This window comes from Enterovibrio norvegicus DSM 15893, assembly GCF_900115495.1.
GTDB classification, from domain to species: Bacteria; Pseudomonadota; Gammaproteobacteria; order Enterobacterales; family Vibrionaceae; genus Enterovibrio; species Enterovibrio norvegicus.
This window is the reverse complement of sequence record NZ_FOWR01000014.1, coordinates 116,899-131,699: the sequence shown is the minus strand read 5'-3', so window position 1 is coordinate 131,699 and position 14,801 is coordinate 116,899. Positions and strand designations below refer to the sequence as shown.

The window sequence follows — 14,801 nt, the reverse complement described above, 5'->3', positions numbered from 1 at the left end:
AAAAGCGAGGGCATCTATCAGGAGTTGTGGGGGATCCTGACGTCTTACAATATCGTCCGTTTAGAAATGGCAGCGATGGCGAAAGAGCACAAAGTTGAGCCGCTTAGGATAAGCTTCCTCAATGCGCTATATCTCATCCAAGATGAGTTTATCTGGGCGAGTGGCAGAAGTCCTGGTGCAGTTCCAAATGCACTAAAAATGCTTAGAGAAAATGGCAAACGGCTGATATTACCTAACAAGAGAAAGAGGAAAGCGTACCCTCGGGCAGTGTTGAAAAGACCCGCAAAATATCCAACCAGAACCAGAGAGAAAAAAGCCACTCGCTCTTAAGCGAGCGGCATTAAGAGTTCTCTCGCCTTTTTTGATTGTCTCTATCACTGCTTATCTACGTTAAAAGAAGCTAAAAAACGCCTTAAAAGTCTACGTTGTAAAAGCAGCAATCAATAGAAACGTCAGTAACGATAAAACAGTGTGAAGGTGCCGTAAGCATGATGATTACGTTTCGCCGTTTCGTATTGCTTGCTTTGCACCGTTGCAGAGGCTGTCGCCCCCCAGTTATTTGAATACCAAGTAAAGCCTGCAGATGCGGCGCCTTGGATGTTTTCGATGGTCAAATCACTGTTCTCGGCAGGTTTATCGCCTTCAATCGTGACGTCATCAAAGCGATAACGCGCTTCGAGCGTGGTGAAGAAAAACATACCGGCTGCACTGTTGCTCAACATACCCGTGTCGACAGTATTCCCCGCAATGACAGACGTTGAACCAAAGGTGTTGCCCAGATCGATACCAAGACGATAAGTACCACCAGCAGCGACTTCACTTTGGAAGTTACCACCCTGGCCACGGCCAAACACACTGAATTCGCCCACTGGGCTACGTGCGATGAGTTGGTGGGCTTCGCCGCTCAATTGATAGATGAACTCATCATAGATTTGATAGTCCCAACCTTGTGGATCGGGAGAGCCAACGACAGTGTGAACGATGGATTGGCCAGTTTCTGCGCCAGAGTTCGGGCCAACAGTACCCAGCAACAACCCCCCTTTTAGTGCGAAGGTATCGGTTTGTTGGTAAAGCCTGGCTTGTGTATAAAGAAAGCCCGCATAGGCACGTTCATTTGGCAGTGGCTCGGTGAGTTCTATGTCAGAAGGTGTCCACATTTGTTGACCGATTTCAACGCTATACCCAATGAGGCCTGGATCTGAAGACCAACGTAGGAAAAGGCCACTTGTGTATTCTCGGTCTGTACCGATGACGCCATCATTATCAATCGATAGCGATACCGTGGCAGCATGCACAGGAAAAGTGAACATTGGTGCGGCGATGATCGCAGCGCCAATTAATCTGCGTGTTAACATAAAATCCCTATTGTTTAGGATATGACGCCATGTGCGTCTTAAATGCGACTCAGTGGAGTGTCGGCGCTTATGCTAACTCATAACCCTGCGCCTGACGATTGTCGTTTGAAAGGAGAGTGATTTGTCCCAGAATATTGATGTAATTGTCAACGCAGAGTGGCTGAAAGCCCATATTTCTGCGCCAAACGTCAAAACCGTAGATGCCAGTTGGTTCATGCCAGGCAGCCAAAGAAACGGTGCGCAAGAGTGGAAAACGAAACGTATTCCAGGTGCGGTATATTTTGATTTCGATGGCGAGATTAAAGACCAGACATCGTCGTTACCGCATATGTTGCCATCGACCGACGTGTTTGCAGAAAACGTGAGTAAACTGGGGATTTCCAATTCCGATACGGTTGTCGTGTATGACAGTGCTGGCATCTTCTCATCGCCGCGAGTGTGGTGGATGTTTAAAGTGATGGGACATCAAAATGTCGCGTTGCTTGATGGTGGTTTACCTGCGTGGGAAAGCGTTGGTGGTGACATAGACAACACGCCGCCTGTTCAGCCTCAGGTGACAGAATACACGGCATGCTTCCAACCTGAGCGCTACATTGACAGAGACGCTTTATTGGCAGGCATCACCACCAATTCTCTTAATGTGATCGATGTGCGTCCTTTTGACCGTTTCAGTGGCGGTGTAGCAGAGCCAAGAGAGGGTGTGCGCAGCGGGCACATGCCAAATGCTGTCAATTTACCTTTCCCTTCGGTCATGCAAGAAGGCTTCTTCAAATCTTCTCAGGAATTAAGTCAACTGTTGGCAACCGTCGTATCGGATGCGTTACCGAACGTTACATCCTGTGGATCTGGTGTTACTGCGTGTACGGTGGCACTCGCCAGTGAACATACCATTGGCAAAGTGATTGCCGTGTATGATGGCTCGTGGACGGAGTGGGGCGGTGATCATCGTTTACCCATTGAAGTGCTGTAATCGCCTTCAGCGCACAAAACAAATGCATTCAATGCTAAGGCCTTCCTCGATGAAGGCCTTTTTTCTGCCCGTTGTTTATGTGTCAGTGGGTTTTGGGATGATCATTCAAAGGGAGAAAAATCGACGGCATAGGGGTGTGATCATGTGCCGAGAATAGGGGAGATAACCTTTGAAAACCGCACCTTTGTGTTGGATGATTTTCGCGCTGCAAAAATGAAAACTAAGATTGAAGGGTGGATGAGATCAAATCCTAAATGGTATACCAATGGGCGTACCATTTAAAAAGGTTACAAAATATTAACAATATGTTACACCTTGTTACATCCTCTTAGTTAATCAAGGAATAACGGAGCAGCGCCGTGACGAATCAAATCGCTATGCCCACAAATCATGCATTATTGCCTGAGCGTATCCAAAAACTGGTTAACGCGCTGTCGAGTGGTGTTTATGAGCGAGAGAATACTATTCGTCTTTGCTTGCTCGCAGCATTAAGCGGAGAGAGTGTCTTTCTTCTCGGTCCGCCAGGGATTGCAAAAAGTTATATTGCAAAACGTCTCATTAAAGCCTTCGATAACAGCAGCTTTTTTGAATACTTGATGACGCGGTTTTCAACCCCAGAAGAGGTATTCGGACCTCTCTCTATTCAAGAACTAAAAGACAACGGGAAATACGTGCGTTTGACCGAAGGGTATCTGCCGACGGCCGACGTTGTTTTTCTCGATGAAATTTGGAAAGCCGGCCCAGCCATTCTTAATACCCTCCTTACTGTGGTCAATGAACGCGTATTTCGAAACGGCAGCGAAGTCTTGCCCGTTCCTATGCGCTTGCTTGTTGCCGCCTCCAATGAATTGCCAGAAGCGGACAGTGGCCTCGATGCATTGTACGACCGCATGCTTGTGCGTGTTTTCGTTAACCGCATTCAAGAGAAAGGTAACTTCAAACGTTTGATCGTTGGTGAACAAGGTGACACTGACGCGGAGATTGGCGCTGATATTGCGATCAAAGCACAGGAATACCAACTGTGGCAGCGTCAAATTGATCTCGTCTCACTTTCCGATGAGGTGTTCGAAAAGATCTACGCACTGAAACGCCTTTTAGAGCGAGAGGCGGAAGATGGCGGACACCCATTCCCAGCCGAAGAACTGTATATCTCAGACCGACGTTGGAAAAAGGCGGTACGTTTGCTGAAAGCGAGTGCCTTCTTCAACGGCCGCAATGAGGTCAATCCGGTTGATCTTCTGTTGCTGCAAGAATGTCTCTGGCACAGTCCTGAGTCTCGAAGTGTCGTGAACGCTGTGATGCGTCAATTCGCTAAACAAGTGTGTTTCAATCAACAAGAAGCCTTGGCTGTCGCGACAGATGCGAACGACGACGTGAAAGAGTTGGCAGAACAAGTGATTGATACACTCGGCCACGATGTCGGTACTGAAGTGTCGATGCGTAAAGAGAAGTATCTGGTGGATCTGTCTAAAGCACGCCGCTATTCCGTCAATTCAAGCCATAATTTAATCAAGCTGGTGATGTTGGATTCTAACCCGTCTGTTTCTGAAAAAGAGAAAGGGGACAGCCGCTGGGTGTATGTCGATGCCAGTGAATTCGAGAAAAAAATCAAAAACGGCGCGTGTGATGTATACGGCTACGTGAACAAAAATCCGAATCTTTGCATGCTCAAGTTTGATGTGACCGGTGATTTAGAATTGATGATAAAAGACATCGCCAATCGCCCTGTTGCCGTCGCGATTGCAGGTATTGATGACGACGACGCTGAAACCTTCAATGCATGGCAAGTGACAACGGAGGCGGCTATCGCCAAGGTCGACGATGCAAAACACATGATCCGTGTTGCTAGAATGCAGTTGAATGCGGCCCTACCACACAACTTTGCTAACTCCGATCTTTTGGAATTGTTGGCAAACAGTATTACCGATGCAGAAGAAGCGTTGCAAAAGCAAACCGCTAAATTCGAAAAAGATGCGTTTCGTATTCGTATGTTGAACGAATACTTCGCTTAGGAGCACGGATGATCAGTCCGGAGAGTTTACAGTTAGGCATGATGCTGGCGGAAACTGGCATGCTGGAACATGCGGTGACTGAAGTGATGGCAAAGCCGCAGCTTCTCGTCATGACGGAAGCCAGTCCGAACGCGAAAGCGTCGGTGAAGCGGCATGTGCGTAAATGGCGTCACTCAGTGAAACGTCGCCTGAGTAATGACTGCATTACTGAGGAGCTTAAGCAGGAAATTCAGGCTTACCAAGACGCGGTTGCCATGTCTCAGCAGGCGTTTAGGGATAACGCCAAATCATTGATGAAGTCGTTAGAAGGTAAATCGTCGTTTTACTTGAAAGCCCGTCGGATGATCGAGAAAAACATCGCACAAGAAACGCCGATGTTCCAAGCGTATTTCTGCAACAAGTGGTACCAACATTTGGCTGGGGCGATTCAAGCGGCACAAGAAAAAGAGTTAGAAGCCCACAAAGAGAAGTTACTCAAAGAGCTTTATCAACGCATGGAAACGTACCGTGAACTGGAAGATGTTCAAGAGCACGGTGATGCAGAGAAAACTGGTCGATTGTGGGATTTAGCGTCTTCTAAGGTCACCCAATCGGACGTGGCGTTGTTAAAGCGTTTTGTGGCTTTCTTGAAGGACAATCAAGACCTTCAAGACATTGCTGAAACACTTGGCCGAATGGCGAATGACGTAGATGATCCTTCATTGCAGCGCTCACCTGCTGAAGAACTGCAAATGGTGGAAGAACCCGCTGACAATGTCGCCGATGACATTGTCGGTATTCACCAAAGCGACCATCTTGAGAAGTTGGTGCCGAATGAGGCGATTTACTTGGCTGAACCTGCACTCGAAATCCTTTTCTATAAACACTTTGCAGACAAACGCCTGTTAACCTATCGCATGCAAGGCATGCAACGTTCATTGAGAAAGGTGAAAGCCTTTAAACCTGAAAGCAAGCAAGTCGACATCGAGAAAGGGCCTTTCCTGATTTGTGTTGATGCGTCGGGATCAATGAGTGGCTTTCCTGAGCAATGTGCGAAAGCCATGGCGTATGCGCTGATGCAAATTGCGGTGAAAGAAGACCGAGACTGCAGTGTGATGATTTTCTCAACCGACCACATCGGTTATGAACTCACGGGTGAGGATGGCTTAAAAGAAGCGCTGAACTTCCTGTCTTATAGCTTCCACGGCGGCACAGATCTTGAGCCAGTATTGACGCATTCTGTCGATTTGATGGGCACAGACAAGTATCGAAATGCGGATCTGGTGGTGATTTCAGATTTCATTGCGCCAGAGCAGCCTGATGAGGTGAAACAGAAGGTCGATGAACTCAAAGCGCAACATAATCGTTTTCATGCCATCAATCTGTCTAAATACGGCAACCCGGCGGTGATGAGCATGTTCGACCATGTGTGGGATTATCATCCATCACTCATGGGACGATTGTTGAAGCGTTTCTAAATCTTTCATTCGACAGTAAACGCGCCATGAGTAAGCAATAAAAAAGACGGCCTATGCCGTCTTTTTTTCTATCAACAATCTTCGGTTAGCGGCTAGTTCAGCAGCAAACTGTCGTCTGCCAATTCTTCACCACGCACTCTACTGAACATTTCAAGTAAATCAGGCACGCCCATTCCGGCGCGTTCTTCACCTTTTACATCCAATACAATCTTGCCTTGATGCAACATGACGGTGCGATCACCGCAGGCGAGGGCATCTTTCATTGAATGCGTCACCATCAATGCGGTTAAGCCAAACTCCGTGATGACTTTCTTTGTCAGGTCGATAACAAATGCAGCCATACGAGGATCGAGGGCGGCAGTATGCTCATCAAGAAGCAGCAATTTACTGTCTGAGAGCGTTGCCATGATCAAACTTACCGCTTGGCGTTGACCACCTGAGAGAAGGCCAATGCTGTCACTAAGACGATCTTCTAGGCCTAAACCAAGAATGGAAATACGCTCTTTAAAAATGTCTCTTCGTTTGCTCGACAGCGCCAAACTCCATCCTCGGCGAGAGCCACGGCTAAATGCCAACGCCATGTTTTCTTCAATGGTTAGCGATGCACAGGTGCCTGCCAGTGGGTCTTGAAATACCCTCGCCGCAAGTGCAGCACGCTGGTGGACTTGTTGATGTGTCACATCGATACCGTCAATCACGACACTTCCACCCACCATCGGTGTTTCGCCACTTACTGCGCCAAGCAGGGTTGATTTACCCGCACCGTTGGAGCCAATAATGGTGAGAAACTCGTTCTTAGGAACGGTGAGTGACACACTGCGAAGTGCGCGATTTTCGAGAATGGTGCCTGGATTGAAGGTAACTTGGATGTCTTTTAATTCAATCACTTTGCTACCCCCGCTTCTTTCATTTTCTTGTTTTTTTGGTAGTGCTCACGGGCTTTTGGTGCAATCAACGCGAGTGCAACCAATACGGCCGTGACAAGGTTCAAGTCAGACGCTTTCAAGCCAAACATGCCTGAACTTAGTGCGAATGCGACTGCCAACCTATAAAGCACTGAGCCAAGTATTACTGCGACCACAGCAACCCAGACTTTGCGTCCTGGCAACAGGGTTTGACCCAGTATGACAGCCGCAAGACCAACAACAATTGTCCCCACACCAGAAGTGACATCGGCGAAACTGTTTGTCTGTGCAAACAGCGCACCAGAAAAGCCAACAAAGCCATTAGAGAGGGCGAGACCAACATAGGTGTAAAATGCCGTGCTTGCGCCTTGCGCGCGTACCATGCGTCCATTGACGCCCGTAGCACGAAGACCGAGGCCAAAATCGCTGCTCAAAAGGCGGATGATGAACCAAGCACTGAGCACGACCAGAATAAACACAACCAGTGGGCGCGCATAAACAGGGTCGATGCCCATGTTTTCGAAAGGCGTGAGAATGGTGTCTACGCCCAGCAGTGCAACATTAGGACGGCCCATGATGCGAATATTGATAGAGAACGCCGCAATCATGGTCAGAATACTGGCGAGCAAATTCAAAATGCCGCATTTCACGGTTAAAAACGCGGTGATAAGGCCAGTACAGGCACCTGCAAGGATCGCAGCAAAGGTTGAGATCCAAGGGTCAACGCCCATGACAATAAGAGTGGCGGCGACAGCAGCGCCCATTGGGAAGCTGCCGTCTACGGTGAGATCCGGAAAATCGAGAACCCGGAAAGTCAGATATACGCCCAGTGCGACTAGGCCATAAACCAGACCTACTTCCAGAGTGCCAAAGAAGGCAATTGAGGTCATTTACTGCTCCTGACTTACTTTTCTACAGTCGTTGCACGGTCTAGCAGAGAAGCTGGAACGTCGAGACCAAGTTTTTGTGCGGCTTTCAAGTTAATTGCAAGGTCTGAACCAACAGCAACTTTCGCAGGGAGATCTGCAACCGCTTTACCTTCAATAAGGGCAGCGACGTAGTCAGCCGTTTGAACGCCAATTTGGTAGTAATCGAAACCAAGTGCCGCAACAGCGCCGTTCGGAATATAAGACGTTGCACCACCGATTACTGGTTTCTTCGCTTGGTTGGCTGCGCCTACAAGTCCATCAATGGCGCTTGCGACGGTGTTATCCGTTGGTGCATAAATCACATCAGATTGTGATGCCACAATTTGTGCTGCTGATTGAACATCAGCACTTCTCAATGCCGTACCTTCAATCACTTTCAAACCTTCTTTCTCGGCCGCTTCACGCAGCAGCTCGACCAAAGTGACTGCGTTTGACTCGCCTGGGTTGTAAACCACGCCAATCGTTTTCATGCCAGGAACCAGCTCTTTCGCCAGCGCAACGTGTTGAGCCACTGGTGAAAGATCGGAAAGGCCAGTCACGTTTGCACTTGGCTTAGCCATATCCTTAATGAGTTTTGCACCAACCGGATCGGTCACTGCGGTGAAAATAACAGGGATAGATTTGGTCGCAGCAACCAAAGCTTGTGCAGAAGGCGTTGCAATACCTACTAACACATCAGGTTGTTCGCCAACGTATTGACGTGCGATTTGCACGGCAATTGCAGGGTTACCTTGCGCAGTTTGGTAAGAAAACGCCAAGTTTTCCCCATCAACATACCCAAGCTTTGCGAGCCCATCTAACAGGCCTTGGCGGGTAGCATCGAGGGCAGGGTGCTCAACAATTTGAGAAACGGCAACCGTGGCTGTTTTTGCAGAAACGGTAAAAGGGGTGGTAAACAGTGTTGCGGCACAGCACGCTGATACCAAGAATTTTGATAGTTTCATCTTATATCTCCCTGATGAGTGACATATAACAAGTTCGCCACATGGCGTTGTCACGTGTTAATCCATTGTTATATCCAAAAATTGACGGGAAATCAGGAGGTAATGTTGCAGATTAAAACTACTTATCTGAGCGCGAACCAACCTGATTTCTCGCCATGCTCAATAACTCATTGTATTTATAGGCTAAATCTGATGTCTAGCTTTCTCATCCATATGCATGAAGATCCACCGTAACCTCTAGTGCATTCTTACATACGAGTATATGTCTCTAATATAAGTTACATAATTAGGTTGATATATTGTTAATGTTGAAGTTGTGAGATAACCATTCTTTTTATGAGAAAATTTGAAGTGCGTTTAAGTGCATGACCAATTTTTACACTGTAAATAGAGAGTGGGATAGAACGAACATCCTTTGGTCCGCTACTCACAATTTTTAGGTGGCGGTTGAACAATCCGCGCCGCGTATCATTTTTCGATAATAATTTGGACGATCGTTCTCTCATTTACAGAGATGTTTAGGAATAATTTGCGACGGATGATGATGTTTGTGGCTGGGGGCTGAAAAGTGACATTAATCACTCTGCAATCATCTCTCCATGCATCTATTATAACGCCGTTCTATCTACTCATTCCTTAAGCGCGAGCTCCGTTGCTGTCAAAGACTCGCGATATAATTCAAATACTAATAAGGAATGAAACGATGCTGATTGCGCTTTTTTGGGAATACTCACCACCAAACTCTTCATGAGTGCGCAAGGCATCCTAGTCACTAATTTTCCCAAAATTGTTTGCTTTGGAGGCACAAGGATGAAGCTTTTTACTGCGCTAATACTGCTATTTTCTTGCAGTGTTGGTGCGTCTGGTAGTGATGCCAGCACCCATCTCGATTTAACCAGTTCTGCTGTCGGCTATATCGCCCTTTTTATATTCGTTTTAGCCTACACCCTCGTCATGCTCGAAGAGCAATTGCATCTTCGAAAATCAAAACCGGTACTCTTAGCGGCAGGCCTAATTTGGCTGCTGTTGGGCTTTGCTTATTCGGGGGCAGGGCAAATAGATGTTGCCAAATCTGCCATTGAGCATAACTTGCTCGAGTATGCGGAACTGATGTTGTTTCTACTTGTGGCGATGACGTATATCGCTGCAATGGAAGAGCGCAGGCTTTTTGATGCGCTAAAAGCCTGGATCGTCAGTAAAGGCTACGATCTTCGCCAGCTTTTCTGGATCACCGGCATACTGTCTTTCTTTATTTCACCTGTTGCTGATAACTTAACCACCGCGCTACTGATGTGCACGGTTGTCATGAAAATTGGCGGTGACAATGCCAGGTTCATTAATATCGCTTGTGTAAACATCGTTGTCGCTGCTAATGCGGGTGGGGCATTCAGTCCATTTGGTGATATCACAACGCTGATGGTGTGGCAGGCTGGGATTGTTGAATTTGGGCAGTTTGGTGCCTTGTTTATCCCTTCAGTGGTCAACTACGTCATACCTGCGTTTATCATGTCGCTGTTCATTCCTAAAGAACAACCGAACGTGGTCCAAGAGTTTGTTGAAATGAAACGCGGGGCAAGGCGTATTGTCGTGTTGTTCTTGCTGACGATTCTCACCGCGGTGGGTTTCCACGGTCTGGTTCACTTCCCACCGGTTATTGGCATGATGATGGGCTTGGCCTACCTGCAATTCTTTGGTTTCTTCTTGCGCAAAACGCTACCCAACTCGTTAGCGCGTAAACGTGCTATTGCCATGGCCGAGAAAGATGAAGCAGCGCTGAAACGCCTTGGTTCTGTTGTGCCATTTGATGTGTTTCGCCGTGTCTCTCATGCAGAGTGGGACACACTTCTGTTTTTCTACGGCGTCGTGATGTGTGTGGGTGGTTTAAGCCTGATAGGATATCTCTCAATGATATCGAACGTCATGTATCTAGAGTGGAACCCGATTTGGGCGAATGTCATTGTTGGCTTGCTATCGGCGGTGGTTGATAACATTCCTGTTATGTTTGCCGTACTTACCATGAGCCCTGACATGTCATTGGGTAACTGGTTGCTTGTCACACTCACCGCAGGGGTAGGTGGTAGCTTGTTGTCATTGGGTTCTGCAGCGGGTGTGGCCTTGATGGGTCAAGCGCGTGGTATGTATACCTTCTTCGGGCACCTTAAATGGGCGCCGGTTATCTTGCTCGGATACGCAGCCTCTATTTTGTGTCATTTGTGGCTAAACGGAGGCGCGTTTTAGACCAAATGCCAGATAACACCGTTCATATCTGATAAATGGCACCTTACGAGGTGCCATTTTCGTATTCTGTTTAAATTTCGTTGAGCAATTGGCTACAGTTTTGCACAATAGCCGCATTCTTGATTCAGTTAACGTATTGGAAACGCAATGATCTCTAAGTGGGCTGTTCGATTTTTTCAAATGGCAGAGCTTGTCGGCTCTTGGAGCAAAGACCCTTCAACGCAAGTCGGCGCAGTGATTACCAAAGGAAACCGCATCGTTTCCGTTGGTTTCAACGGCTACCCGCATGGTATTTCTGACAGCGCCGCGACCGATGATCGCGAAATGAAGCTGCTTAAAACCCTACACGCCGAAGAAAATGCCATCTTGTTCGCTAAGCGTGACCTGAGTGATTGCGACATCTGGGTAACCCATTTCCCTTGCCCTAACTGTGCAGCAAAAATCATTCAAACGGGTATTACCCATGTTTACTGCCCAGAACAAAGCGAAGATTTCTTATCGCGTTGGGGAGAAAAAATTAAGATCAGTGCGGATATGTTTGAGCAATCAGGCGTGAACGTCACGTGGCTACCGTTGTCGGAATTGCCAACAAAAGACTAACGCGGTGTCGAACGGTATCGCTTTTTTAGAGCGATTCCTTATAATCGCGCACCAACCAAAACGGTCAGTAAAAGGTAAATAGCATGGCGAGCACAGCACATGCGCTTCACATTTTGGTGAAGCATCAAGAGCAAGCGCAAGACATTATCAAGCAACTTAACAAAGGTGCGAAGTTCGCAGATCTTGCGCGTAAACACTCTACGTGCCCATCAGGTAAAAAGGGCGGGGATTTGGGCGAGTTCCGTAAAGGCCAAATGGTGCCACAGTTCGATAAAGTGTGTTTTTCGGGCGAAGTATTAACACCTCACCTGGTGAAAACCAAGTTTGGTTGGCACGTGGTGAAAGTGCTTTATCGCACCTAGTGATAAATAAGCCGCTGATTTACATCAGACATAAAAAAAGAGGTGACAACGTCACCTCTTTTTTTATTCTTTTCGCAAAGCCTTACTTTTGGAAGATTTCACGGAATTCACGCTTCATTGCTGGCTTCATGCGCGCTTGCTTTAATTGCTTAGCAAGGTCTTTTACGCAGTTGAACAGAAGCTTATCAAGCAAGGTTGCTTTGTAGTCGTCTGCTTGTTCTTGCGTCATGTCGTCGAACTTAAGATCTTGACATTCTTGCAGGAAATCAATGCCCGCGTAGCTTTGGCTTAGGCTCACTAGCGCGTGGAATTGTTCAAAGTTGTCCAGAATGTTCTGTGCGCTTGCTGGAAGTGCATCCCATGCTTCACGAACAACGTCTTCAGCCGCTTCATGCACTGACGCCAGCATAGTGTATAGCTCTGCTGGTACTTGTTCGTATTTGATCACTTGTTGCAGTTCAGCTGAAAGGTTTTCCAGTTTTACTGTCTCTACGGCTTCGTTTGCTTGTTCAGACATTTCTTTATTCCTGATAACGCTCATCAGCAAGCATCGTATATTGCACTTGGATGAAGTCAAGCATTGAGCCGTTTCATCCCGATTAACTGATGATAATTAAAGCGGTTGTGAGTAAATTTTGTGGAAAAGGCTTAAGCAGACGCTTGCTTAGAATCTGACGAAGGCGATGTTGCTTTTGGCGCGTCTTCGTTCACCACAGACAGCGAAGGCTCGTCTTTTTGTGTGTTTTCACCCAATAGGCAGCCACCTTTCGCAATGGTGAGCTGTTCACTTTGGATTTGGCCTTTCATTTTACCTTCGCTCAGGATATTCACTTCGCGTGCAACGATGCTGCCTTCAACCAGACCGTTGATGGTAACGTGTTCAGCGTGAATATCACCTTTGAAGTGGCCAGTTGAAGAGATGACAACATTGCGGGCATTGAGAATTGCACCTTCGCCTTTTCCATCGAACTGAATATCACCGTCCAAATCGAACTCACCGACAACGCGGCATTGTTTTGCAATCAGTGACATTGATGGTTTTGACGCAGTGTTTTTACCAAACAGTCCCATTTCTCTCTCCTTTCTTCCAACCCTAAACGCGTGATTGGAGATGGTTATTTCATACAAAAATCAGAATACGGGGCATTTTATCTGAAATTGCAAAAGAGGCGTGACTTTATTTTTTATGCATCCAGTGAATTCACAACAGTGCGACACTTCTGCTGCTTGATGTCTTAAATTCCTCTAAACATGGCGATAATTCCGTCAGTCGTGTCTTACTTTTTACGAATATGCGAGGCTTCATATTGCTGTCATGGGTTTTGATTGCTATAACCGCGAGTTATAAGGAAACTCCTGAATAGGGCGATATCATGGCGATTGAACTTACTCCGTACGAAGCACGCGTTATTGGTTGTCTGCTTGAGAAAGAAGTGACGACCCCTGAACAATATCCTTTGACCCTGAATGGCCTAACCACTGCAGTGAATCAGAAGAGTAACCGCGATCCGGTTTACTCACTGACGGAAGCAGAAGTACTCGATACCGTTGAGCTGCTCAAAGCAAAACGATTGATTAGCGATCTTGAAGGGTTCGGTAGTCGTGTGACGAAATATCAGCACCGTTTTTGTAATACAGAGTTTGGTTCTCTCCAGTTTTCCGACCAACAACGCGGCATGGTTTGCGTGTTGTTGCTGCGCGGCCCACAAACACCGGGTGAATTAAGAACACGCACAAACCGCTTGTGTGAATTCACAGACGTGAAAGAAGTGGAAAGTGTGCTGGCTGTAATGCAAGAAAAAGCGTATGTTGCCGCATTGCCGCGAGAGCCTGGTAAACGTGAAAGTCGCTATACCCATCTATTTGGGACGGAAACGCCTGAAACAGAAAGCCCTGTGGCGTTCGTTGAAAGTACACCTGCTTCAGCGCCATCTTCTGATCTAGCTGCGCGTGTAGAGTCGCTAGAACGTGAAGTGGAAGAATTGAAAGAGTTAGTGAACTCGCTCCTTTCTTAACGTATTGCTCAATTCAGATAGGCTGAACGTATAAGCCTGAAGCCGACCATAACGAGCCGACGACAGGCAGACAATGACAACTCAGCCCCAATCCGACGAACATAAAGAGGCGCTTTCTGCGCCTCTTTGGCATGTGTATCTCATCAGAACCAAAAACAACGCCCTGTACTGTGGTGTAACGACAGATGTTGCGCGGCGTTTTGATGAGCACCAGAAAAACGGCACAAAAACTGCAAAGTATTTACGAGGAAAACAGCCATTGACGTTGGCTTGGTCCTACGAAGTAGGGGATAAGCGGCTTGCAATGTCACTTGAGTGGAAAATTAAACGCTTGAGTAAGCGAGAGAAAGAACGTCTTTGTACTGAAAATGGCCTGATTCAGGTCTTAATAAACGACAGCATTTAATTAGGAAATACCATGGCACTTAAAGCAACGGTGTATAAAGCATCCATCAATGTGGCCGATATGACCCGTCAGGTTTATATCGATCACACGGTGACGCTTGCACAGCACCCATCTGAAACAGAACAACGTCTTATGCTGAGATTACTCGCATGGACCCTGTATGCTGATGAACGTTTGCAGTTTACCAAGGGCCTTTGTGACGAGTCTGAGCCGGAGTTGTGGATCAAAAACTACAGTGATGAAATTGAACTTTGGGTTGAACTAGGTTTGCCGGATGACAAGCGCATCAAGAAAGCCTGCACACAGTCAAAACACGTTGTTCTTTTCACCTATGGCGATAATGCCGCAGCGGCATGGAAAGCCTCGTTGCTCAACAAACTCCATCCTTACAAGAACCTAACCGTGATTAACGTGATGGACGAAGTACTTGATGCAGCGGCGGCAGCATCTAGCCGTAACATGAGCATTCAAGCAACGATCGAAGACGGACAAGTTTGGTTCTCTATCGGGGAAATGGTGATTTCTATCCAGCCTGATATGTGGAAAACCGGCGAAGCTAAGTAGCTAAGTAGTTAAAGTAGCCAAATAGATAAATAGCGAATCGCATT

15 protein-coding genes and 1 pseudogene are annotated in these 14,801 nt (G+C 47.1%); 10 read left to right on the top strand and 6 right to left on the bottom strand.

All coding sequences use genetic code 11. The features are described 5' to 3' along the window. Positions 1 to 330: pseudogene (locus BM082_RS11095) on the top strand (IS4 family transposase); the annotation flags it as partial. 122 nt (positions 331 to 452) lie between these two features. Here BM082_RS11095 and BM082_RS11090 read toward each other — a convergent pair. Next, complete coding sequence (locus tag BM082_RS11090) at positions 453 to 1,355, bottom strand: lipid A deacylase LpxR family protein (RefSeq protein WP_017016202.1); 903 nt, start codon at positions 1,353 to 1,355, stop codon at positions 453 to 455. A gap of 121 nt (positions 1,356 to 1,476) precedes the next feature. Here BM082_RS11090 and BM082_RS11085 point away from each other — a divergent pair, with 121 nt between their 5' ends. The 3 genes from BM082_RS11085 to viaA all read left to right on the top strand — a co-directional run bounded on the left by BM082_RS11085 (position 1,477) and on the right by viaA (position 5,794). Next, positions 1,477 to 2,325 (top strand): sulfurtransferase, encoded by an 849-nt coding sequence (locus BM082_RS11085; RefSeq protein ID WP_017011113.1) that lies wholly within the window; start codon positions 1,477 to 1,479, stop codon positions 2,323 to 2,325. A gap of 377 nt (positions 2,326 to 2,702) precedes the next feature. Further along, complete coding sequence (locus BM082_RS11080; protein WP_017015539.1) at positions 2,703 to 4,337, top strand: AAA family ATPase; 1,635 nt, start codon at positions 2,703 to 2,705, stop codon at positions 4,335 to 4,337. Positions 4,338 to 4,345: 8 nt separating this feature from the next. Next, positions 4,346 to 5,794: an ATPase RavA stimulator ViaA gene (viaA, locus tag BM082_RS11075; protein WP_017015540.1), complete on the top strand. Its 1,449-nt coding sequence runs from the start codon at positions 4,346 to 4,348 to the stop codon at positions 5,792 to 5,794. 92 nt (positions 5,795 to 5,886) lie between these two features. Here viaA and BM082_RS11070 read toward each other — a convergent pair whose 3' ends face one another. Genes BM082_RS11070 through BM082_RS11060 form a run of 3 tightly spaced genes read right to left on the bottom strand, consistent with a single transcriptional unit; the run spans position 5,887 to position 8,572 of the window. Continuing rightward, positions 5,887 to 6,681: an ABC transporter ATP-binding protein gene (locus BM082_RS11070; protein ID WP_017011110.1), complete on the bottom strand. Its 795-nt coding sequence runs from the start codon at positions 6,679 to 6,681 to the stop codon at positions 5,887 to 5,889. Continuing rightward, positions 6,678 to 7,589, bottom strand: coding sequence for an ABC transporter permease (locus BM082_RS11065; RefSeq protein WP_017011109.1), 912 nt, complete (start codon positions 7,587 to 7,589; stop codon positions 6,678 to 6,680). Before BM082_RS11065 ends, BM082_RS11070 begins: the two co-directional genes overlap by 4 nt. A 14-nt stretch (positions 7,590 to 7,603) precedes the next feature. Then, complete coding sequence (locus BM082_RS11060; RefSeq protein ID WP_017011108.1) at positions 7,604 to 8,572, bottom strand: ABC transporter substrate binding protein; 969 nt, start codon at positions 8,570 to 8,572, stop codon at positions 7,604 to 7,606. Between the two features lie 810 nt (positions 8,573 to 9,382). Between BM082_RS11060 and nhaD the strand changes: the two genes are divergently transcribed. The 3 genes from nhaD (at position 9,383) to ppiC (ending at position 11,772) form a co-directional block, all read left to right on the top strand. Next, positions 9,383 to 10,810, top strand: a complete 1,428-nt coding sequence (gene nhaD / locus BM082_RS11055) for a sodium:proton antiporter NhaD (protein ID WP_017015541.1) — start codon at positions 9,383 to 9,385, stop codon at positions 10,808 to 10,810. 147 nt (positions 10,811 to 10,957) lie between these two features. Beyond that, positions 10,958 to 11,410 carry a dCMP deaminase family protein gene (locus BM082_RS11050; RefSeq protein WP_017011106.1) on the top strand — a complete coding sequence of 151 codons (453 nt, stop codon included), beginning with the start codon at positions 10,958 to 10,960 and terminating at the stop codon, positions 11,408 to 11,410. An 83-nt stretch (positions 11,411 to 11,493) separates the two neighbouring features. After that, a complete protein-coding gene (gene ppiC / locus BM082_RS11045; RefSeq protein ID WP_017015542.1) occupies positions 11,494 to 11,772 on the top strand; it encodes a peptidylprolyl isomerase PpiC in 279 nt (92 codons plus the stop codon). An 82-nt stretch (positions 11,773 to 11,854) separates the two neighbouring features. Here ppiC and BM082_RS11040 read toward each other — a convergent pair whose 3' ends face one another. Together BM082_RS11040 and BM082_RS11035 are read right to left on the bottom strand one after the other, a co-directional pair. After that, entirely contained in the window at positions 11,855 to 12,289 is a 435-nt protein-coding gene (locus tag BM082_RS11040; RefSeq protein WP_017011104.1) for a DUF3069 domain-containing protein, read from the bottom strand. 131 nt (positions 12,290 to 12,420) lie between these two features. After that, a complete protein-coding gene (locus BM082_RS11035; RefSeq protein WP_017011103.1) occupies positions 12,421 to 12,843 on the bottom strand; it encodes a bactofilin family protein in 423 nt (140 codons plus the stop codon). Positions 12,844 to 13,145: 302 nt separating this feature from the next. On the opposite strand from BM082_RS11035, the gene BM082_RS11030 reads away from it, so the two are divergent. The 3 genes from BM082_RS11030 to BM082_RS11020 all read left to right on the top strand — a co-directional run bounded on the left by BM082_RS11030 (position 13,146) and on the right by BM082_RS11020 (position 14,757). Then, complete coding sequence (locus BM082_RS11030) at positions 13,146 to 13,787, top strand: YceH family protein (protein ID WP_017015543.1); 642 nt, start codon at positions 13,146 to 13,148, stop codon at positions 13,785 to 13,787. 73 nt (positions 13,788 to 13,860) lie between these two features. Continuing rightward, positions 13,861 to 14,193: a GIY-YIG nuclease family protein gene (locus tag BM082_RS11025; protein ID WP_017011101.1), complete on the top strand. Its 333-nt coding sequence runs from the start codon at positions 13,861 to 13,863 to the stop codon at positions 14,191 to 14,193. A 12-nt stretch (positions 14,194 to 14,205) separates the two neighbouring features. Beyond that, a complete protein-coding gene (locus tag BM082_RS11020) occupies positions 14,206 to 14,757 on the top strand; it encodes a YaeQ family protein (protein ID WP_017015544.1) in 552 nt (183 codons plus the stop codon). Positions 14,758 to 14,801 lie beyond the last annotated feature (44 nt).